19 protein-coding genes are annotated in these 20,369 nt (G+C 71.3%); 14 read left to right on the top strand and 5 right to left on the bottom strand.

The window, feature by feature from the left end:
* Positions 1–45: 45 nt before the first annotated feature.
* Positions 46–1,206, bottom strand: a complete 1,161-nt coding sequence (gene rhaI / locus N4P33_RS05995) for an L-rhamnose isomerase (protein ID WP_260825225.1) — start codon at positions 1,204–1,206, stop codon at positions 46–48.
* Between the two features lie 261 nt (positions 1,207–1,467).
* Between rhaI and N4P33_RS05990 the strand changes: the two genes are divergently transcribed.
* The 10 genes from N4P33_RS05990 to N4P33_RS05945 all read left to right on the top strand — a co-directional run bounded on the left by N4P33_RS05990 (position 1,468) and on the right by N4P33_RS05945 (position 11,590).
* Positions 1,468–2,985 carry a sugar ABC transporter ATP-binding protein gene (locus tag N4P33_RS05990; protein ID WP_260825223.1) on the top strand — a complete coding sequence of 506 codons (1,518 nt, stop codon included), beginning with the start codon at positions 1,468–1,470 and terminating at the stop codon, positions 2,983–2,985.
* On the top strand, positions 2,982–4,022 hold the full coding sequence (locus N4P33_RS05985) for an ABC transporter permease (protein WP_260825222.1): 1,041 nt from the start codon (positions 2,982–2,984) through the stop codon (positions 4,020–4,022). Before N4P33_RS05990 ends, N4P33_RS05985 begins: the two co-directional genes overlap by 4 nt.
* Positions 4,015–4,986, top strand: a complete 972-nt coding sequence (locus N4P33_RS05980) for an ABC transporter permease (protein WP_260825221.1) — start codon at positions 4,015–4,017, stop codon at positions 4,984–4,986. Before N4P33_RS05985 ends, N4P33_RS05980 begins: the two co-directional genes overlap by 8 nt.
* Positions 4,987–5,067: 81 nt before the next feature.
* Positions 5,068–6,141 carry a rhamnose ABC transporter substrate-binding protein gene (gene rhaS, locus N4P33_RS05975; protein ID WP_260825220.1) on the top strand — a complete coding sequence of 358 codons (1,074 nt, stop codon included), beginning with the start codon at positions 5,068–5,070 and terminating at the stop codon, positions 6,139–6,141.
* A gap of 39 nt (positions 6,142–6,180) precedes the next feature.
* Entirely contained in the window at positions 6,181–6,501 is a 321-nt protein-coding gene (locus N4P33_RS05970; protein WP_260825219.1) for an L-rhamnose mutarotase, read from the top strand.
* A 96-nt stretch (positions 6,502–6,597) separates the two neighbouring features.
* Positions 6,598–7,623 carry a LacI family DNA-binding transcriptional regulator gene (locus tag N4P33_RS05965; RefSeq protein WP_260825218.1) on the top strand — a complete coding sequence of 342 codons (1,026 nt, stop codon included), beginning with the start codon at positions 6,598–6,600 and terminating at the stop codon, positions 7,621–7,623.
* Between the two features lie 101 nt (positions 7,624–7,724).
* A complete protein-coding gene (locus N4P33_RS05960; protein WP_260825217.1) occupies positions 7,725–9,026 on the top strand; it encodes an alpha/beta hydrolase in 1,302 nt (433 codons plus the stop codon).
* Between the two features lie 47 nt (positions 9,027–9,073).
* Positions 9,074–9,826 (top strand): PIG-L deacetylase family protein, encoded by a 753-nt coding sequence (locus tag N4P33_RS05955; RefSeq protein WP_260825216.1) that lies wholly within the window; start codon positions 9,074–9,076, stop codon positions 9,824–9,826.
* A complete protein-coding gene (sigJ, locus tag N4P33_RS05950; protein WP_260825215.1) occupies positions 9,823–10,716 on the top strand; it encodes an RNA polymerase sigma factor SigJ in 894 nt (297 codons plus the stop codon). The genes N4P33_RS05955 and sigJ overlap by 4 nt, the downstream gene beginning before the upstream one ends.
* A gap of 49 nt (positions 10,717–10,765) precedes the next feature.
* Positions 10,766–11,590, top strand: coding sequence for a pentapeptide repeat-containing protein (locus N4P33_RS05945; protein ID WP_260825213.1), 825 nt, complete (start codon positions 10,766–10,768; stop codon positions 11,588–11,590).
* Between the two features lie 88 nt (positions 11,591–11,678).
* Here N4P33_RS05945 and N4P33_RS05940 read toward each other — a convergent pair whose 3' ends face one another.
* Positions 11,679–13,160: a cytochrome P450 gene (locus tag N4P33_RS05940; protein WP_260825212.1), complete on the bottom strand. Its 1,482-nt coding sequence runs from the start codon at positions 13,158–13,160 to the stop codon at positions 11,679–11,681.
* 110 nt (positions 13,161–13,270) lie between these two features.
* Between N4P33_RS05940 and N4P33_RS05935 the strand changes: the two genes are divergently transcribed.
* Positions 13,271–13,879, top strand: coding sequence for a TetR/AcrR family transcriptional regulator (locus tag N4P33_RS05935; protein WP_260825210.1), 609 nt, complete (start codon positions 13,271–13,273; stop codon positions 13,877–13,879).
* Positions 13,880–13,967: 88 nt separating this feature from the next.
* Positions 13,968–14,696 carry a DUF2470 domain-containing protein gene (locus tag N4P33_RS05930; RefSeq protein ID WP_260825209.1) on the top strand — a complete coding sequence of 243 codons (729 nt, stop codon included), beginning with the start codon at positions 13,968–13,970 and terminating at the stop codon, positions 14,694–14,696.
* On the opposite strand, the gene N4P33_RS05925 is transcribed toward N4P33_RS05930, so the two are convergent.
* The 3 genes from N4P33_RS05925 to N4P33_RS05915 all read right to left on the bottom strand — a co-directional run bounded on the left by N4P33_RS05925 (position 14,664) and on the right by N4P33_RS05915 (position 17,994).
* Positions 14,664–15,863 carry a lactonase family protein gene (locus N4P33_RS05925; protein WP_260825208.1) on the bottom strand — a complete coding sequence of 400 codons (1,200 nt, stop codon included), beginning with the start codon at positions 15,861–15,863 and terminating at the stop codon, positions 14,664–14,666. The genes N4P33_RS05930 and N4P33_RS05925 overlap by 33 nt on opposite strands.
* Positions 15,864–16,155: 292 nt before the next feature.
* Positions 16,156–17,403 carry an aromatic acid exporter family protein gene (locus N4P33_RS05920; RefSeq protein ID WP_260825207.1) on the bottom strand — a complete coding sequence of 416 codons (1,248 nt, stop codon included), beginning with the start codon at positions 17,401–17,403 and terminating at the stop codon, positions 16,156–16,158.
* 102 nt (positions 17,404–17,505) lie between these two features.
* Positions 17,506–17,994: an FBP domain-containing protein gene (locus N4P33_RS05915; protein ID WP_260825206.1), complete on the bottom strand. Its 489-nt coding sequence runs from the start codon at positions 17,992–17,994 to the stop codon at positions 17,506–17,508.
* A gap of 209 nt (positions 17,995–18,203) precedes the next feature.
* Between N4P33_RS05915 and N4P33_RS05910 the strand changes: the two genes are divergently transcribed.
* Positions 18,204–19,493 carry an ROK family transcriptional regulator gene (locus N4P33_RS05910; RefSeq protein WP_260825204.1) on the top strand — a complete coding sequence of 430 codons (1,290 nt, stop codon included), beginning with the start codon at positions 18,204–18,206 and terminating at the stop codon, positions 19,491–19,493.
* Between the two features lie 62 nt (positions 19,494–19,555).
* Entirely contained in the window at positions 19,556–19,867 is a 312-nt protein-coding gene (locus tag N4P33_RS05905) for a hypothetical protein (RefSeq protein ID WP_260825203.1), read from the top strand.
* Positions 19,868–20,369: the final 502 nt, after the last annotated feature.

Genomic DNA, 20,369 nt, shown 5'->3' with positions numbered 1-20,369 from the left:
CACAGACAACCCGCAGCCCGCAACGAACAGAACCCGGCAGAGGCATCACGCCCCCCAACCCGCCTGCTCCCCACCAACCCGCTCAGCAACGATCTTCTCGGCCCACCCGCACGCCTCGTACGCCTGCATGGGCTCGGGGTCCAGCCCCATCTCCTCCCGCACCTCACGAAGCAACGGCCGCACATCGGTGTTGTATGCATCCATCAGCACGGCATTGGCCCCCAGCACATCCCCCGCAGCCTGCGCCGCAGCCAACGCCCCCCGGTCCACCAACAACGCCTTGGCGGTCGCCTCCTGAACATTCATCACCGACCGGATGATCGCCGGAATCTTCGCCTCGATGTTGTGGCACTGATCCAGCATGAATGCGACGTCCGGCGTGAATCCCCCACCCCGAATCACCTCATACATGATCCGGAACAACTGGAACGGATCCGCCGCCCCCACCATCAGATCGTCATCGGCGTAGAACCGGGAATTGAAGTCGAACCCCCCGAGCTTCCCTTCCCGCAGCAGCGTCGCCACGATGAACTCGATGTTCGTCCCCGGCGCATGATGCCCTGTGTCGACAACAACCTGCGCCTTCGGCCCCAGCTTCAGACAATGCGCATACGCCGTCCCCCAGTCCGGCACATCCGTCGTGTAGAACGCCGGCTCGAAGAACTTGTACTCCAGCAGCATCCGCTGCCCCTCACCGAGCCGCGCATACACCTCCGCCAGCCCCTCGGCCAGCCGGTCCTGCCGCGCGCGCACATCGTCCTGCCCGGGATAGTTCGTCCCGTCGGCGAACCACAGCTTCAGATCCCTCGACCCGGTCGCGTCCATGATGTCGACGCACTCCAGCAGATGATCCACCGCCTTCCGCCGCACCGCCGCGTCCGGATGACAGATGCTGCCCAGCTTGTAGTCGTCGTCCTGGAAGGTGTTCGAGTTGATCGCCCCCACCCGCACACCCCGCTCCTCGGCGTACTTCGCCAGCGCGGCGTAGTCGTCGACCCGGTCCCAGGGAATGTGCAGCGCCACCGTCGGCGCGACCCCCGTGAACTCGTGCACCTTCGCCGCGTCGTCCAGCTTCTCGAACGGCGTGCGCGGCACCCCCGCCTGCGCGAACACCTTGAAGCGGGTCCCGGAGTTCCCGTACGCCCACGACGGCGTCTCGACGGCCTGTGTCTTGAGAGCGGCCTTCGCCGCGGCGAGCTCGGTCACGTCAGGGCTCCTGTGACATCGGGTCGTAACGACCACTGAGTGAAACGATTCAGACAGGGAAGCTATGGCGAGTACGCAGGGGTGTCAACCCCTCCGGCCCGGCCTGCCCGCCGTGACCAGTGCGTGATCTAAAGCTCTCGAAAGTTTTTCGACCGGAACCCATTGACGGGTGCTGCGTGACCTGCCTAACGTCCCGGCAATCCAGTTGAAACCTTTCACGACGCCGGGAGGGCCTCCCGCCCGCGTCGTCGAGGAGCCCTCATGACCCACCCGTCCGACACGGGTCCGGCCCCGGTCCTCGCGCTGAGGGACGTCTCCAAGTCCTTCGGCGCGGTCCGCGCACTGCGGGACGTCTCCCTGGAGCTGTTCCCCGGGGAGGTGCACGCCCTCGCCGGCGAGAACGGAGCCGGCAAGTCCACCCTGATCAAGACGCTCGCCGGAGTGCACCGGCCCGACGCCGGCCAGGTGCTGCTCGACGGCAGGCCCGTCGTCTTCCACGGCCCCGGCGACGCCCGCGACGCCGGAATCGCCGTGATCTACCAGGAGCCCACGCTCTTCCCCGACCTGTCGATCGCCGAGAACATCTACATGGGCCGCCAGCCCCGGCGCGCCCTCGGCCGCATCGACCACAAGGCCACCCACGCCGCCACGGCGGCGCTGATGAAGCGGCTCGGCGTCGAACTCGACCCCGACCGCCCGGCGCGCGGACTGTCCATCGCCGACCAGCAGATCGTCGAGATCGCCAAGGCGCTCTCCTTCGACGCCCGCGTCCTGATCATGGACGAGCCGACCGCCGCCCTCACCGGCAGCGAGGTCGCCCGCCTCTTCGGCGTCGTGCGCGCCCTGCGCGAGCAGGGCGCCGCCGTGCTGTTCATCTCCCACCGCCTGGAGGAGATCTTCGAGATCTGCCGACGGGTCACCACCCTGCGCGACGGCGCCCGGGTCGGCAGCGAACCCCTCGACGGCATGACCGAGGACGACCTGGTGCGCCGCATGGTCGGCCGCGACCTCGAGGAGCTCTACCCCAAGCAGGACGTCCAGCCCGGCGAGATCGCCCTCAGCGTGCGCCGGCTGACCCGCGAGGGCGTCTTCACCGACGTCTCCTTCGACGTGCGGCGCGGTGAGATCGTCGGCCTCGCCGGACTCGTCGGCGCCGGACGCACCGAGGTCGCCCGGGCCGTGTTCGGCATCGACCGCTGGGACGCAGGGGAGGTCGAGGTCGACGGCAAACCGCTCGTCAACGGCGCCCCGTCCACCGCGATGGCCGCCGGACTCGCCCTCGTCCCCGAGGACCGGCGCGCCCAGGGCCTCGTGATGAACATGTCCATCGAGCGCAACATCGGCCTCACCGGTCTGCGGACGACCGTGAGGGCCGGCCTGATGGACCGCGGCGCCGAACGCAGCCGCTCCCTCGACTGGGCGGTCAGGCTCCAGGTCAAGTACGCGCGGATCGCCGACACCGTCTCCACCCTGTCCGGCGGCAACCAGCAGAAGGTCGTCCTCGCCAAGTGGCTCGCCACGGGCCCCAAGGTGCTGATCGTCGACGAGCCCACGCGCGGCATCGACGTCGGCACCAAGGCCGAGGTGCACCGGCTGCTGTCCCAGCTGGCCGCCGACGGCGTGGCCGTCCTGATGATCTCGTCCGACCTGCCCGAGATCCTCGGCATGGCCGACCGCGTGCTGGTGATGCACGAGGGCCGGCTCACCGCCGAGATCCCCCGCTCCGAAGCCACCGAGGAAACCGTGATGGCCGCAGCCACGGGGAGGGTCGCCGCATGACCGTGACCACCCCCAAGGAAGCCCCCGCCGCCGAGGTGCCCCAGGCGGGCGCCACCCGGCTGGTCGACCGCGTGTTCAAGATGCGCGAACTCGCCATCCTCGTCGTGTTCCTGGCGATGATCGCCGTCACCCAGGCCGGCAACAGCGAGTTCCTCTCCGAACAGGGCATCAAGGACCTGCTGCTGAACGCGACGATCCTGGTGCTGGTCGCCACCGGCCAGTCCCTGGTGGTGATCACCAGGAACGTCGACCTGTCCGTCGGCTCCACGCTCGGCATCAGCGCGTTCGCCGCCGGTACGTATCTCCAGGGCGGCGGGAACCCCGTCGTCGGTGTCGCGCTGGCCGTGCTGCTCGGCATCGGCTTCGGGCTGCTCAACGGGCTGCTCGTCAGCCTCGGCCAGGTGCCCGCCCTCGTCGTCACCCTCGGCACGCTCTACATCATCCGCGGCATCGACTCCATCTGGGTCGGCTCCCGGCAGATCACCGCGGCCGATCTCCCCGGCGGATTCGTCGACTTCGGCTCGGGCGGCATCTCGGCGGTGCCCTATCTGGCGCTGATCGCGCTGGCCGTCCTCGTGGCCACGGCGTACTACCTCAAGCACTCCGGCAGCGGGCGCGAGCTGTACGCGCTCGGCTCCAACCCCGAGGCCGCGCGGCTCGCCGGCATCCCCGTACGCAAGCGGATCCTCGCCGCGTACACGTTCTGCGGCGCCCTGGCCGGTCTCGCGGGCGCCCAGTACCTGGCCCGGTTCGGCAACGTCGACTCCGGCACCGGCAACGGCTACGAACTCACCGTCGTCAGCGCGGTCGTGGTCGGTGGCGTCGTCTTCACCGGCGGCTCGGGCAGTGTGTACGGGGCGGCTCTCGGCGCGCTGCTGCTGACCTCCATCAACAGCGTGCTGCCCGCCCTCGGCGTCAGCTCCGTCTGGGTGCTCGCCATCAACGGCATCCTGCTCATCCTCGCCATCGCCGTCGACCGGATCGTCGCGCTGCGAGTGGGCTCCGCCCTGAAGAAGAGGAACGCCCGTCATGCCTGACTCCCTGATGCGCGCGGTCCGTTGGGACACGGTGGTCGGCGCGCTGCTCATCGTCGTGCTCCTGCTGTCCTTCGGCTTCGTGGACGGCTTCGGGAACGCGCTCAACGTGTCCTTCCTGATCGGCAACACCCTTCCGATCGCGCTGATCGCCCTGCCGATGACGTTGCTGGTCGTGTCCGGGGAGATCGATCTGTCGGTGGCCTCGACCGCCGGGTTGTCCGGCGCGGTGATGGGGGCGCTGTGGAATCAGGGCCTGGCCATCGAGACGATCATTCCGATCTGCCTGCTGCTGGGTGTGGTGTGCGGGCTGATCAACGGACTGCTGGTGACGCGGCTCGGGCTTCCCTCGCTGGCGGTGACCATCGGGACGCTGGCTGCGTACCGGGGGATCGCGCAGATCGTGCTGGGGTCCGACGCGGTGACCGATTTCCCGGCGCAGTACCTGGACTTCGCGGCCGGACGGATCGGGGACACGTTCATTCCGTATGCGTTCCTGCCGTTCGTGGTGCTGCTCGCGATCGCCGTGGTGGCGCTGCATGCCACGCCGTTCGGGCGGTCGTTGTTCGCGATCGGGGCGAGCGAGGAGGCGGCGCGGTTCGCCGGGATCCGGGTCAAGCGGCAGAAGCTGATCCTGTTTGTGCTGACGGGGGTGATGGCGTCGCTGACGGGGGTGTTCTGGGCGCTGCATTACGCGAGCGCGCGGTATGACAACGCTACGGGGCTTGAACTGTCGGTTGTGGCTGCGGTGTTGCTCGGCGGGATCGACTTCGACGGGGGCAAGGGCACGTTGGGTGGTGCGATTGCCGGAGTCTTTCTGCTGGGTGCGCTGCAGAACGTGATGAGTCTGCAGGATGTTTCGGCGCAGTCGCAGATTGTCGTGACTGGTGTGTTGCTCGTTCTGTCTGTGCTCGGGCCGCGGGTGGCTCGGCAGATCGCCGTTGTGCGTGCTCAATCGTCCGGCTAGCAGGTTGTCTGTGGCTGGTCGCGCAGTTCCCCGCGCCCCTGTGGGGCGCGTCTCCCTCACCCTCGTTCAAAGGACCCGATCATGCACATCCGACGTTCACTCGCCTCTGTCGCAGCCGTCACCTCTCTCGCCCTCGCCCTTGCCGCCTGTGGCGGTACCACCAAGGAGGACGTCAAGAACGAAGGCGGGGGTGCTGCTACCGCCGGCAAGGCCGATCCGAATGCCGAGCTGAAGAAGGGGCTCACCGTCGGGTTCCTGCCCAAGCAGGTGAACAACCCCTACTTCACCACCGCCGACAAGGGCGGGGAGAAGGCGCTCAAGGAGCTGGGATCCACGTACAAGGAGGTCGGGCCCTCCAGTGCCACCGACACCGCCGGGCAGGTCAGTTACGTCAACACGCTGACCCAGCAGCAGGTCGACGCCATGGCCGTCTCCGCGCAGGACCCCGGTGCGCTGTGCACCGCGCTCAAGCAGGCCATGAAGAACGGCATCAAGGTCGTCACCTACGACTCCGACACCACCCCCGGCTGCCGCAACGCCTTCGTCTCGCAGGCCAGCGCCGAGGATCTCGGGCGGACCGAGGTGCAGCTGCTCGCCGAGCAGATCGGGTACAAGGGCGAGATCGCGATCCTGTCCGCCGCGCAGACCGCGACCAACCAGAACACCTGGATCGAGTTCATGAAGGACGAGCTCAAGGATCCCAAGTACAAGGACATGAAGCTGGTCAAGGTCGCCTACGGCAACGACGACGCCCAGCAGTCCTTCCAGCAGACCCAGGGCCTGCTCCAGGAACACCCCAACCTGAAGGGGATCATCTCCCCGACCACCGTGGGCATCAAGGCCGCCGCCCAGTACCTGTCCGGCTCCAAGTACAAGGGCAAGGTCAAGCTGACCGGCCTCGGCACCCCCAACGACATGCGCAAGTACGTCAAGAACGGCACCGTCGAGGCGTTCGAGCTGTGGGACCCGGCCAAGCTCGGCGAGCTGGCCGCGCGTACCGCCGTCGCCCTGGCCTCCGGGCAGATCACCGGCAAGGAGGGCGAGACCTTCACGGCCGGTGCCATGGGCGAGTACACCATCGGCAAGGACGGCGTGATCAACCTCGGCAAGCCCACCGTCTTCAACGCCGAGAACATCGACCAGTTCACCTTCTGATTCCAGCGCCCACAGCTTCCGCAGAAGGAGCGGTACTTCATGCAGCGTGTCTGTTTCCTGCTCAAGGTCCGCCAGGACCGGATCGCCGAGTACCGCGAGCGCCATGCCGCCGTGTGGCCGGAGATGCGCGAGGCGCTCTCGGCCACCGGCTGGCACAACTACTCCCTGTTCCTGCGCGACGACGGCCTCCTCGTCGGCTACCTGGAGACCGAGGACTTCGAGGCCGCCCAGGCCGGCATGGAGGCCACCGAGGTCAACGCCCGCTGGCAGGCCGAGATGGCTCCCTTCTTCGAGGCCCTCGACGGAGCCCGCCCGGACGAGGCGATGAAGCCGCTGACCGAGGTCTTCCACCTCGCCTGACGCGGAAGCCGTCCCGTCCGGCACCGCCCGCCGGGCGGCCGTGCCGGTAATGTGAAGAGACCCCGGCCGCCCCGTCTCCTTGGAGGTCCCTGCCCGATGGCCCAGTCGGTGGGTATCAAGGACGTCGCCCGCGTCGCCGGAGTCTCCGTCGGCACGGTGTCGAACGTGATCAACCGCCCGGACACGGTCGCCGCCGAGACCCGGGCGCGCGTGCTGTCCGCCATCGACCGGCTCGGCTACGTCCGCAGCGAGTCGGCCCGCCAGCTGCGCGCCGGCCGCAGCCGGATCATGGGCCTGCTCGTCCTCGACATGGGCAACCCCTTCTTCGTCGACGTGGCGCGCGGTGCCGAGCGCGCCGCCCGGCAGGCCGGGCTCGGCGTGATGGTCTGCAACAGCGCCCAGAACCCGGGCGAGGAGGCCGAGTACCTCTCCCTGTTCGCCGAGCAGCGGGTGCGGGGCGTGCTGCTCACCCCGGCCGACGCCACCGGCCGCAACATCGAGGCGTTCCGCCGGCACGGCATCCCCTTCGTCCTGGTCGACCGCGTCGCCGAGGGCGCCACCGAGTGCTCCGTCTCCGTCGACGACGTGGCCGGCGGCGCCCTCGCCGTACGCCACCTGGTGGACGCCGGACACCGCTCCATCGCGTACGTCAGCGGACCGCCCGGACTCAACCAGGTCCGCGACCGCCGCACCGGCGCCCTCAACGCGCTCGCCGAGGCCGGCCTCGGCCCCGACAGCCTGCGGGAGCTGCCCACCGAGCGGCTCGACGTCGCCGCCGGCCGGGACGCGGGCGCCCGCCTGCTCGGCCTGGCCGACCGGCCCACCGCCGTGTTCTGCGCCAACGACCTGCTCGCCCTCGGCGTGCTCCAGGCCATGTACGCGGCCGGGGTCGGCGTCCCCGACGACCTGGCGATCGTCGGCTACGACGACATCGAGTTCGCCGCCGCCGCGGCCGTTCCGCTCACCTCGGTGCGGCAGCCCGCCGTCACCATGGGCGCGCTCGCCGCGGAGCTGCTGCTGGAGGAGACGGAGGCCGATACCGCGGCGCGGACGCACGAGCACCGCCGGGTCGTGCTGAGCCCCGAGCTGGTGGTGCGCCGCTCCAGTCTCTCCGCCCGCTGACCGGCCGTTCAGCAGGAATTCCGCGATCCGGGCTCGTTGACCGCAGAAACATGTGCTGAACTGGGTCGCGGTCCGACCGTCCGTCCGTCCCGGGAGCCCCGTTGACCCTCAGCTACCGCCAGCCCGGAGTCGTCCTCACCGACCGCCGCTTCACCGTTCCGCTCGACCACGACGACCCCTCGGGGGAGACCATCGAGCTGTACGCGCGCGAGGTCGTCGCCGCCGACAAGGCGGGCCAGGACCTGCCGTGGCTGCTGTACCTCCAGGGCGGGCCCGGATTCGGGGCGAACCGTTTCATCGGAAAGCAGGCCTGGCTCGGCCGGGCCCTGAAGGACCACCGCGTGCTGCTCCTCGACCAGCGCGGCACCGGCCACTCCACCCCGGCCAACCGGCAGACCCTCCCGCTGCGCGGCGGCCCCGCCGAACAGGCCGACTACCTCACCCGCTTCCGCGCCGACTCCATCGTCCGCGACTGCGAGGCGATCCGCCCCGAGGTCACCGGCGGCGCCCCCTGGACCGTCCTCGGGCAGAGCTTCGGCGGCTTCTGCACCGTCACCTATCTGTCGATCGCCCCCGAGGGCCTGCGCACCGCGCTCATCACCGGCGGCCTGCCCTCGCTCGACGCCCACGCCGACGACGTCTACCGGGCCGCCTACCCGCGCATCGAGCGCAAGGTCACCGCCCACTACGACCGCTACCCGCAGGACATCGAGCGGGCCCGCCGCATCGCCGACCACCTCCTCACCCACGAGGTGACCCTCCCCAACGGCTACCGCCTCACGGTGGAGGCGTTCCAGTCCCTCGGCATCGTCCTCGGCAGCGGCGACGGCAGCCACCGCCTCCATTACCTTCTGGAGGACGCCTTCGTCCGCACCCCGTCCGGCCCCGCCCTCTCGGACGCCTTCCAGGAGCAGGTCCAGAGCCTCCTCTCCTTCGCCGGCCACCCGCTGTACGCCCTCGTCCACGAGGCCTGCTACGCCCAGGACGCCCGCCCCACCGCCTGGGCGGCCGAACGGGTACGCGCGGAGTTCCCCCGGTTCGACGCGGCCAAGGCGCTCGCCGGTGACGAACCCCTGCTGTTCACCGGCGAGACCATCCACCCCTGGACCTTCGACTGCGACCCGGCCCTGCGCCCCCTGCGCGAAACGGCCGACCTCCTCGCCGCCCGCACCGACTGGACCCCCCTCTACGACCCCGCCCGCCTCACCACCAACGAGGTCCCGGTCGCGGCGGCCGTCTACCACGACGACATGTACGTCGACACGACCCATTCCCTGCACACGGCCGGCACGATCCGGGGCCTGCGCACCTGGGTGACGAACGAGTACGAACACGACGGGGTGAGGGCGGGCGGCCCCCGGGTCCTGGACCGCTTGCTGGCGCTGGCGCGGGGCGAAGAGTGAGGCGGAGGGTTCGCGGCACCCACGGCGGAAACACATAGTCTGCTCACATGACCGAGCCGACGACCAGTCAACTCACCCCCATGCCCACCGATTGGCACCGCGCCCTCGCGGTGGTGGCCCACCCCGACGACCTCGAATACGGCTGCTCCGCCGCGATCGCGACCTGGACCGACGCCGGCCGCGAGATCACCTACGTCCTGGCCACCCGCGGCGAGGCCGGTATCGACACCCTCGCCCCCGCGGAATGCGCCGCGCTCCGGGAGCGGGAGCAACGGGCGAGCGCGGCGGTCGTCGGCGTGTCGGCCTTGGAGTTCCTGGACCACAAGGACGGTGTCATCGAGTACGGCCCGGCCCTTCGCCGGGACATCGCCGCCGCCATCCGCCGGCACCGTCCTGAACTGGTCATCACCCTCAATCACCGGGACACCTGGGGCGGCACCTACTGGAACACTCCGGACCACGTGGCCGTCGGCCGGGCCACGCTCGACGCCGCCGGTGACGCCGGCAACCGCTGGATCTTCCCGGAGCTGACCGAGCGGGGCCTCGAACCCTGGGACGGGGTCCGCTGGGTGGCCGTCGCGGGATCGAGCACCCCGACCCACGCCGTGGACGCCACGGACGGCATGGAGCGCGCGGTGGCGTCCCTGCTCGAACACCGGGCCTACATCGAGGCGTTGACCGACCAGGACCCCGAGGAGTACGTGCGGGGCTTCCTGACCGGCTTCGCGCAGGAGGCGGGCAAACGCTTCGGCGGCCGTCCCGCGGTCACCTTCGAGCTGTTCCCGAGGATGGGGGCATGAGCGACGAGAACCTCCTCGCCCAGCGCTTCGAGGAGCACCGGCCCCGGCTCAAGTCGGTGGCCTACCGCATGCTCGGCTCGTCGGCCGAGGCGGAGGACGCCGTCCAGGAGGCGTGGCTGAAGCTGGGCCGCACCGACGCCGACGACATCGACAACCTCGGCGGCTGGCTCACCACCGTCACCGGCCGCGTCTGCCTCGACATGCTGCGCTCACGCACCGCGCGCCGTGAGCAGCCGATGGACGAGACCTTCGTCCCCGACCCGGTGATCAGACCCCTCACCCACATCGACCCGGAACAGCAGGCGCTGCACACCGACTCGGTGGGCGTGGCCCTCCTGGTGGTCCTGGAGACGCTGGAGCCGGACGAGCGGCTCGCGTTCGTGCTGCACGACATGTTCGCGGTGCCCTTCGACGACATTGCGCCGGTGGTGGAGCGCAGCGCTGCCGCCACCCGGCAGCTGGCCAGCCGTGCCCGCCGCCGGGTGAAGGACGCCACGCCCTCCTCCGAGCCCGACGCCGGCCGCCAGAAGCAGGTCCTCGACGCCTTCATGGCGGCCGCGCGCGGCGGTGACTTCGAGGCGCTGGTCGCGGTGCTCCACCCGGACGTGGTGCTGAGGGCCGACGCCGGTGCGCTGGTCCGCGGGGCCAGCGCGTCGAAGAGGCTCCAGGGCGCGAAGACCGTCGCCGAGTCGGCGATGATGTTCGCCCGCTACACCGCCGCGGCGACGGTGGCGTGGGTCAACGACTCCCTCGGGCTGGTCAGCGTGGTCGACGGCCGTCCGCACTCGGTCATGTCCGTCACCATCACCGACGGCCGGATCACCGGCATGTACATCCTGGCCGACCCCGAGCGGCTCGACCGGCTGGACGTGTCCGGCCTGGACGGATGAGCGCAGCCCGGCCCACCGTGCCGACCAGCTGTTCCGTATGCTGAACAGCATGCGAGACACCCCGGCCGACCAGGCGGAACTGCGCGGCGACTGCGAGCAGTGCTTCGGACTGTGCTGCGTCGCCCTGCCGTTCGCCAGGTCGGCCGACTTCGCTGTGGACAAGCCGGCCGGGAAGCCCTGCGCCAACCTGCGCGAGGACCACCGCTGCGGCATCCACGCCCGGCTGCGGCAGCAGGGCTTCACCGGCTGCACGGTCTACGACTGCTTCGGCGCGGGCCAGAAGGTCTCACAGATCACGTTCGGCGGCCGGGACTGGCGCACCGGCCCGCCGGAGCACGCGCGGCGCATGTTCGAGGTGTTCCCGGTGGTACGCCAGCTGCACGAGTTGCTCTGGTACCTGACCGAGGCCGCACAGCTCCCCGCCGCCCGCCCGATCCACCAGGACCTGCGCGAAGCCCTGGAGAAGACGGAGCGGCTCACCCTGCAGACCCCGGCTGAACTGCGGACGCTGGACGTGGGCGCACACCGCCAGGAGGTCAACGCGCTGCTGCTGAAAGCAAGCGATCTGGCGCGAGCGGGTTTCCGGGGTCGCCGGAAGGACCGCCGCGGCGCCGACCTGGTGGGCGCCCGCCTCAAGGGCGCCGACCTGCGCGGAATCAGCCTGCGCGGCGCCTATTTGATCGCCGCCGACCTCACGGGCGCGGACCTGCGCAACACCGACCTGATCGGCGCCGACCTCCGCGACACCGACCTGGCCGACGCCGACCTGACCGACGCGCTCTTCCTCACCCAGCCGCAGCTGAACGCGGCGAAGGGCAACGCGGGTACGAAAGTGCCGAATTCACTGACGCGCCCTGTTCACTGGGACGCGTGAGACACACCCAAGGGGCGCGGGTCTGTATCGATGTGCGGCTCCGCCGCGCGGGCGCGCCCAGCCCCACACCACCCGAAGCCGCGAGACATCAGGAAGCCCCTACCGGGTCCGCTTCCCGCGCACCCCGCAGCGTCCGCCGCTCCACCCCCAGCCGCAGCCCCTCCGGCATCAACGTCAGCCGCTCCGTCACCCGCAGCCGATACCCCGGATCCGCCCGCAATTCGTACCGCCGCAGCAGCAACCCCAGCACCAGCGTCGCCTCATGCAGAGCGAACTGCCGCCCGATACAGGCCCGCGCCCCCGTCCCGAACGGCTTGAACACATGCGGCGGACGAGCCCGCACCGCCCGCGCCTCGAACCGGTCCGGATCAAAGCGTTCCGTATCCGCCCCCCACACCTCGGGATCCCGGTGCAGCAGCGGCGTCAGCACCAGCGCCCACGCACCCCGCCGCATCGGATGGTCACCTCCCAGCAGCGTGTCCTCCCGGGCCTCCCGGGCGAACGCCGGTGCCGTCGGCCACAACCTCAGCGACTCGTCCAGCACGCGCCGGACATACCGCAGCTTGGCCACCTGCTCGTACCCGGGCGCCTCGGCGTCCCCCCACACCCGGTCCGCCTCGGCCCGCGCCCGGGCCGCGACCTCGGGGTGGCGCGCCAGGTAGTGCAGGGCGAAGGACAGGGCGCCCGAGGTGGTCTCGTGTCCCGCGACCAGGAAGGTGATCACCTGGCGGCGGACGTTCTCGGCCGACAGCCGCTCCCCGGTCTCGGGATGCGCGGTGTCCAGCATCCGGTCCAGCAGGTCACCGTCCCCGCCGCCGTCGGCGCGCCGCGCCCGCACCACCTCGTCCACGATGTGGTTCAGCCGCTCGATGTCCGCGGAGTTGCGCCGGCTCGCCCGCCACAGCAGCAGCGGCGCCAGCGGCCCCGGCACGGAATTCAGCCGCTGCGCGTAGGACAGCGTGCCCACCATCGCCGTCACGAAGGGATGCGGCCGGGACCGCTCGAAGGAACCGAAGTCGTACCCGAAGCCGGTGCGTGCGATGGTCTCCAGCGTCAGCTTGGTCATGTCGCCGGGCACGTCGACCGTCCGTCCGGCCGCCGCGGCCCGGTCCCAGTGGTCCGTGAGGCGCTCCGCCACGGCCAGCATCATCGTGTGGTAGCCCGCCATGGCGTCGCGGCTGAACCCGGGGGCGAGCACGTCGTGCGCCAGCTGCCAGTTGGGCTCGTGGTTGTACGCGGTGAACAGGCCGTCGCCCGCGACCGGCCGGAGATTGGCGACACCCAGCCCGACGTGCTTGGCGAAGCGCGATTCGTCGGCGAGGTCGGCCACCAGATCGGCGCCCCACACGAACACGAACTCCTTGCCGAAGGCGTTCCGCCGGAAGACCGGCCCCAGCGCGGCGTACTTCAGCGAGTCCTGCAGCGGGGTGCGCCTGCTCGCGCCGATCACGTCGCCGAGCAGCGGGAGCCGGTACGGCGGATGCGGGATGCGGTGCAGCTCGGGCCAGCCGAGCTCGGCGCTGCGGAAACCCTTCGGCAGCCCGGCTGCCCCTGTCGTCGTCTCCGGCATGAGGCGACCCCCTTCGGTCCGGCGGCCTGCGCGACACGTGTTGTACGTGGGTTCAATAACGCGTTCCAGTCTGGTCCTGCCGCTGAACCGGCGTCAAGTACAGTGCGGGAATGGCCCCCAACCAGGGCGAGCGCACCCGCCGCCGGCTCAGTACCGAGGAGCGCCGCGAGCAGCTGCTGTCCGTCGGGGCGCGGCTGTTCTCCGAGAGCCCGTACGACGACGTGTGGATCGAGCAGGTCGCCGAGATCGCCGGGGTCTCGCGGGGGCTGCTGTACCACTACTTCCCGACCAAGCGGGAGTTCTTCGCGGCGGTCGTGGAGCGCGAGAGCGAGCGGATGCTGCGGATGACGGCCGCAGTCCCCGGCGTCCCGGTGCGCGAGCAGCTCGCCTCGGGTCTCGAGGCGTATCTCGCGTACGTGGAGGCGCACGCCCACGGCTACCGCGCCTTCCATCGCGCCGACGCTGCGGGGGACCAGGCGGTGCGCCGGGTGTATCAGCGGGCCCTCGCGGCGCAGGAGGAACAGATCCTGGCGGCGCTCGCCGCGGATCCCGAGTTCGGGACGGCGTTCGAGGAGCGGCCGGACGTCCGTCTCGCCGTGCGCGGCTGGCTGGCCTTCACCACCGCCGTCTGTCTGGAGTGGCTGCGCGGCTCGGAGCTGAGCCGGGAGCAGGTGCGCGAGCTGTGCGCGCGCGCCCTGCTGGGTGTGCTCACGGGCTGAAAGATCTCTTGAAGATCACGCGTCCTGGTTGGCGCGCACCCCGATCTTCGGTAGGTTAGGCAAGGCTTACCTAAGAGGAGGTTCGGGGATGGGTGACGACACGCACGGCTGGACGGCCGCTCCCAGCGCGGCGGAACGGGCGCGCTCGGTGCTGGCCGCCGCGTGGTCCTGCGCGGTGACCGCGGAGGGCACCCGGGAGGAGCTCGTCGGCGCGCACACCGTGACCGACGACGGACGTGTCCTGCTGCACGTGCCCGAGGACAGTGTGCTGCTCGCCGCCGCGATCTGCGCGCCGCGCGGCGAGCCGTCCGCCGTGCTGGAGTTCGCCGATGTCGCACCCGTCCCCGTGCGCGGCAGGATTCGTGCCCGGCTGTGGCTCGCGGGCTGGTTCTCCGTCGAGGACGGCCATCTCGCCTTCCAGCCCACCCGCGTCGTCCTGCGCAGGCTCTCCGGCGCGGTCGTCGTCGACCTGGACGAGTTCGCCACCGCCGCGCCCGACCCGCTGGCCCTCGCCGAGGCCCGGCTGCTGACCCATCTCGCCGACTGCCACGGCGACGCGGTCGAACGCCTGACCCGCCTCGTCGACACCGAGAGCCTGCACGGCGCGGTGCGTGTCCAGCCGCTCGCCGTCGACCGGCACGGGCTGACCCTGCGTATCGAACGCGTCCGCGCCGACGGCGACGTACGGCTGCCGTTCCACGCGCCCGCCGACGACGTCGCCCAGCTCACCGAACGCATGCACGTCCTGCTCTCCCAGGCGAGCGCGGCGTCCTGCCCCCGCGCGCTACAGCGGCAGCGCACAGACGGCGACGGGTGAGGTGTACGGCTCGCCCGCCGGGCGCAGCTCACCGCTGTCCTCGTCCACGTGGAAGACGGTGACGGTGCCGGACTTCTGGTTCGCCGCGAACAGCAGCGTGCCGTCGGGGGAGAGGGCGATCTGGCGGGGGAAGTCACCGCCGACCGGCACGGTGTCGAGCAGGCGCAGCCGGGCGCCGTCCGCCTCGATCGCATAGCGCGTGAGGCTGTTGTCGCCGCGGTTGGCGAGATAGGCGAAGGCGCCGTTCGCCGTCACCGCGATCTGTGCCGGGTAGTTCGTGCCGGGGCCCGTTCCGGTGGACTGAGGCGCGCCGATCCGCAATCGGCCCGAGCCGGGATCGTACGCGCACACCGCCACCGTGTTGTCGACCTCGTGGGCGAGATAGGCGTACCGGCCCCCGGGGTGGAAGGTCAGATGCCGGGGACCGGCGCCTGGCCGGGTGCTCGCACGGGCCGCCTCGGTGAGGGTGCCGGAGCTCTCGTCGAGCCGGTAGGTGTACACGGTGTCCGTGCCCAGGTCGACGGCGAGGACATGGCCTCCGTCCGGGCTGGTGAGGAACTGGTGCGCGTGCGGGCCCCGCTGACCCGGGCCCGGCGGGGGAGCGGAGTGCGTGACCAGGGCGCTGCGCTCGCCGAGCGACCCCGAGGCGTCGATCGGGTGCACCGCGACACTGCCGGAACCGTAGTTGGCGCTGAGCAGCCGGCGTCCGCTCGGATGCACCGACAGATGGCAGGGGGCCGCGCCGCCGGTGCTGCGGCTGCCGAGGACCTTCCGGTCGGAGAGGCGTACGGCGGTCACGGTGCCGGGGTCACGTTCGTTCACGGTGTAGAGGGTGCCGCCGTCCGGATGCACGGCGAGATACGACGGATCCGCCACGCCGGTGATCGTCCCGGTGCCGGTGATGCGGCCTGTCGCCGGGTCGTACGTGGCGAGTCCGATGCCCTTGCCGCCGCCGTCGGTGGAGGTGTAGGTGCCGAGGTAGAGCGGACGTGGGCCGGAGGGCGGGGTGCTCTGGCTCGGAGAGCCGCTGGTGGGTGCGGGTGCCTTCGACGACGCCGAGTCCCCCGCGGGCGCCCCGTCGCCATCGCACCCCGCGACGGTCAGGCCCGCAGCGGCCCCCGTAAGCGCACCGACGAACCGCCGCCTGCTCCACTGCCCCTCGCTCATCAAGTCACCCTCGGTCATCGCCGGCCTTGCCCATGCCCACCCACCACCCGACTCGGTAGGTCGAGAAGCAGGCCCAACCACCTTGCCGCGCCCGGTGCGGCCAGGCTCGGCCGGCCGGGAAGTGGGCCAGACCAGCCCGGCCGTGTCCCCTGCTGCCCGGCTCGGTCGGTCGGGAAGCCCCGCCACAGCAGCCCGGTCCGGCCCTGTGCTGCGGCGGGTGTTCAGCCACCCTGGCGTTGATCTCCCGTCAGGGCAAGCACGTCCGGTCCAGCGGACCTCCCGGGCCGGGGTGTCACTTGACGCGGTGGGTGGCGCCGCCCGGCTCGCGGCGGAGGCGGGCCGGGACGCGTTCGCGTAGGCGGGTCAGCCGGGGGAGGCGTTCTCGTTGCTCGCGTGTGTGGCGGTCCAGTTCCTCGAACAGGCGGCGGGTGCGGTGCTCGGTGTCCATCTCGTCGAGGATGCGGTTGACCTCGGTCAGCACCGCGCCGTGCAGCTCCCACTGGCTCGGGTCGCGCTGAACCTCGTCGAGCAGCAGCTGCGCCAGCTTGTCCCGGGTGGCCGCGGCCTGCCGCAGCTGGGAGGCGAGCCGGTCCTCGGCCGACTCCGCGCTCGTGCTCACACTGGTGGTCACCAGCACGGCGAAACTCACCACGGCGTCGGCGATCTGGGACAGCAGCTCCTCGAACGTCGAACCGGTCTCCGGCTCGAACAGCCGCTCGGGCTCGCGCTCCTTCGCCAGGTCGGTCAGCGTGCGCGCCAGCACCCGCAGCACCACCGTGCAGATCTCCAGCGTGTCCAGGCCCGTCCGCAGCACCACCCGGTGCAGCAGCCCCTCCCGGACTCGCGGATTGAGCCGCAGACTGTCCTCGGCCTGCCGCAGCGCCGCGTCCACCTCCACGATGTCGTGGTCCAGCCGGCGGGCCTCGTGCAGCCGGTCCGCCGCCTCATGCGGCGGCGTGGGTCCGGTCGCCTGCTCACCGATGCTCAGCATCAGCTGCCGCAGCCGCCGCGCCAGCCCCTCGATCGACTCACCGGCCTCCTCCACCCACACGGGAGGCGCCAGCAGCAGATTGAAACCGAGCCCCACGACCGCGCCGATCAGCGTCTCCACGACCCGGGCCCAGGCGTACTCCCCGTGGGTGGTCACCCCGAGCACCAGCATCGCGCTGATCGCCACCTCGGGCACGAACTCGTCCACGCGCACCAGATGACCGACGACCAGCGACGCCAGGATCAGCAGGCACAGACTCCACCAGGTCAGACCCACCAGGAGACTGAAGAGAATCGCGACGAGCACGCCCGCCACCACGGAGTTCACCCGGCGCACGCCGGTGGTGAGCGTGGAGTACAGGGTGACCTGCACGACGAGCAGCGCGGTCAGTGGCGCGGTGAGCGGGGCCTCCTCGGGGCTCAGCCGCAGGGCGATGACGTAGGCGATCGTCGCCGCGGCGGCCGAGCGCACCGCCTGCACGGTCACCGGGTCCCGGTGCCGCCTGAGGAACTCCTTGGCCGGCGCCGTCCACTCACGTACCACTCGCATCTAGCGACGGTTCCCCTTCCCTGATCACCTCGAACACGTTCGCACCTGAGGAAAACCCCACTGGCGCACCGCGTTCTTCCGCGACCGGGAAGCGGGGCGGATCTACAGCTTGTCGAGGAAGGCGTGCAGATGGTCCAGGGTGCGGGCGATCTGCTGCTCCAGGGTGAGGCTCTCCTCGAAGCGGGCCCCGGTCTCCGGGACCTTCTTGCCGCGCAGGTAGAGGGAGCAGGCGAGGTCGGTGCACATGTAGGCGCCGACCGAGTTGCCCTCGCGGCCGGCCGGGCCCGCCTTGCGGGCGGTCATCAGCGAGACACCGCCGCGCGGATGCGTGGTCAGGCACAGCGAGCACATGCTGCGGTGCAGAAAACCGCGCTGGGCGGGCTGGAAGCGCAGAGCGACCCCGACCATGCGGTCCCCGCGCTCGGTGACCAGATAGCTGCGGTCGGGCGCGCCGGGATCCCGCCAGCCCAGGAAGTCGAGGTCGTCCCAGGGGCGTTCGCCGAGATCACGCGGCACGGACAGCCGCTTGGCCTCGCCCTTCGAGCAGTTGATGAACGAGTCGCGGATGTCCTGCTCGGTGAGCGGTCGCATGAGGGGTCTCCAGGTGCGGTCGAGCAAACCTAGGGGGTCTAGGTTTCCGGGCCAGGGTAAGGAGGCCGGGAGAGGGCGGGCCAATGAATTTCCCAGGGTCTCGACGGTCCTTGGTTGGTTCACAGCGTGAAATAAGTGGGGAGGGAAGTCGCGCCGGACCGGTCCCCGGCGGTATGTTGCAGGTCGGGCAGGGGGGCGGAGGGAGCCACATGGCGGGGCGGAACGGGCGCACGGTGCGCGATCTCAGGCGGGCCAACCGTACGGCCGTCCTGCAGCGGCTCTACTTCGACGGCCCCCTCAGCCGCTTCGAACTGGGCCCGGCGACCGGACTGAGCTCCGGCTCGGTGAGCAATGTCGTCGCCGATCTCGTGGCCGACGGCCTGGTCGAGGAGGCCGGCAGCGTCGACTCCGACGGCGGCCGTCCCCGCACCCTGCTGCGGGTCGCGCCGGGCAGCGGCCACATGATCGGCGTCGACGTGGGCGAGACCCGGGTCCGCGTCGAGCTGTTCGACCTCACCCTCACCGAGCTCGCCCGGGCCGAACGCCCGCTGGAGCAGCAGCGCTACGCGGTCGAGGTCATCGTCGACCACATCCGTTCCGGCATCGCCGAGGTGCTGGCGGCGGCGGGCCTACATCCCGACCGGCTGCTCGGCGTCGGCATCGGCGTCCCGGGCATCGTGGAACGCACCGCCGACCGGGGCGCCGTCGTGCACGGGCAGACCATCGGCTGGGACGCCATCCCGCTGGAGTCGCTGCTGCGCACCGGCTCCCCGCTGCCCGCGACCGTCCCGTACTTCATCGACAACGGCGCCAAGACCCTCGGCCAGGCCGAGATGTGGTTCGGCGGCGGACGCGGCGCCCGCAACGCGGTCGTCGTCCTCTTCGGCTCCGGTGTCGGCGCCTGCCTCGTCACGCCCGAGGTGGAGGTCGGCCGCGCGGTGGAGTGGGGCCATCTGACGGTACGGGTCAGGGGGCGCCGGTGCCGGTGCGGTGCGCTCGGCTGCCTGGAGGCGTACGCCGGTGCCGAGTCGCTGCTCGCCCGGTGGCGCGAGGAGGGCGGCCGGGTACCGGAGGGAACCGACGAGGAGACGGCGCTCACCGCGATGCTCGCCGCCGCCTACCCGGCAGACGGGACCGGAGCCGACGCGACGGCGCTCGCCGTGCTGGAGGAGACCGCCGAGTACCTGGGCGCGGGGCTGTCCGACCTGATCAACCTGTTCCAGCCCGAGCGCATCCTCGTGGGCGGCTGGGCCGGGCTCCAGCTCGGCACCCGCTTCCTGCCCGCGGTGCGGAAGCACGCCCTGTCGTACGCGCTGCGCCATCCGGCCGGGAAGGTGACGATCGAACTGGGCAGCCTGGGGCCCGACGCGGTCACGGTCGGCGCGGCGATCCTGCCGCTCGCCGACTTCTTCGCCCGCGGCGGACGCCGCCCGGAGCCGGACCCCGAGTCCCCGCCGCCCGCCTGGCGTACGGCGCTGAAGGAACGGGCGCCGCGCTGAGGTTTCGCCGGTCGGAGCGGAGGTACTCGCGCAGGCCGTCCGACGAACGAAGGGAGAGAGCCGTGACCGACCACCGCCTCGAAGGACCGGGTGAGAACGGTGCGGCCGTCCCCCGCGACCTGCCCGACCAGCAGGCCGGCGCCGGCGAGGACCCCTGGGAGGTGGCCCCCGGCGCGGCCCAGGAGAAGGCGGAACGCGAGTCGGAGCAGTCACCGGACCCGAAGGAAGAGGCAGAACCCACGGAACCGTCCGACACCGACGAGCCCGGCCCCGACGTCCCCGACACGGACGAGGCAGGCACGGGCCGCCGAGGCGCCCCCCACGCCGCCTCCCCCAACCCGGAACACCCGGTCCCGGACGAGCCACCCGCGTAACGCACCTGCACCCGGCCGTTGCGGAACCCGCTCGCGCCGAGTGCCCGTGTGAACCCCACGCCGGGCATCCGGCCGGGGCGAGAACAGGACCCCAGCACCCGGTCGGCCGCACGGCGGATGCCGGGATCCGAACGCGGCGCAGCCAGACCCTCCGCCTCGGATCGCCGCGCGGCCGACCGCGCAGTGAGGCGCCCTGTTCGCGCGGGGCCTCTTGTTCCGGATGGGAGGTGGCCGGGGGACTGGCGGGCGCACCCACCTCAGCTGGCTCGCCGCGCGGCCGACCGCGCAGTGAGGCGCCCTGTTCGCGCGGGGTCTCTTGTTCCGGATGGGAGGTGGCCGGGGGACTGGCGGGCGCACCCACCTCAGCTGGCTCGGCGCGCGGCCGACCGCGCAGTGAGGCGCCCTGTTCGCGCGGGGTCTCTTGTTCCGGATGGGAGGTGGCCGGGGGACTGGCGGGCGCACCCACCTCAGCTGGCTCGGCGCGCGGCCGACCGCGCAGTGA

Source organism: Streptomyces sp. 15-116A (assembly GCF_025290915.1).
Lineage (GTDB): Bacteria > Actinomycetota > Actinomycetes > Streptomycetales > Streptomycetaceae > Streptomyces.
Note: the sequence above shows the minus strand (reverse complement) of the source record. Positions and strands in the feature narration are given on the sequence as shown.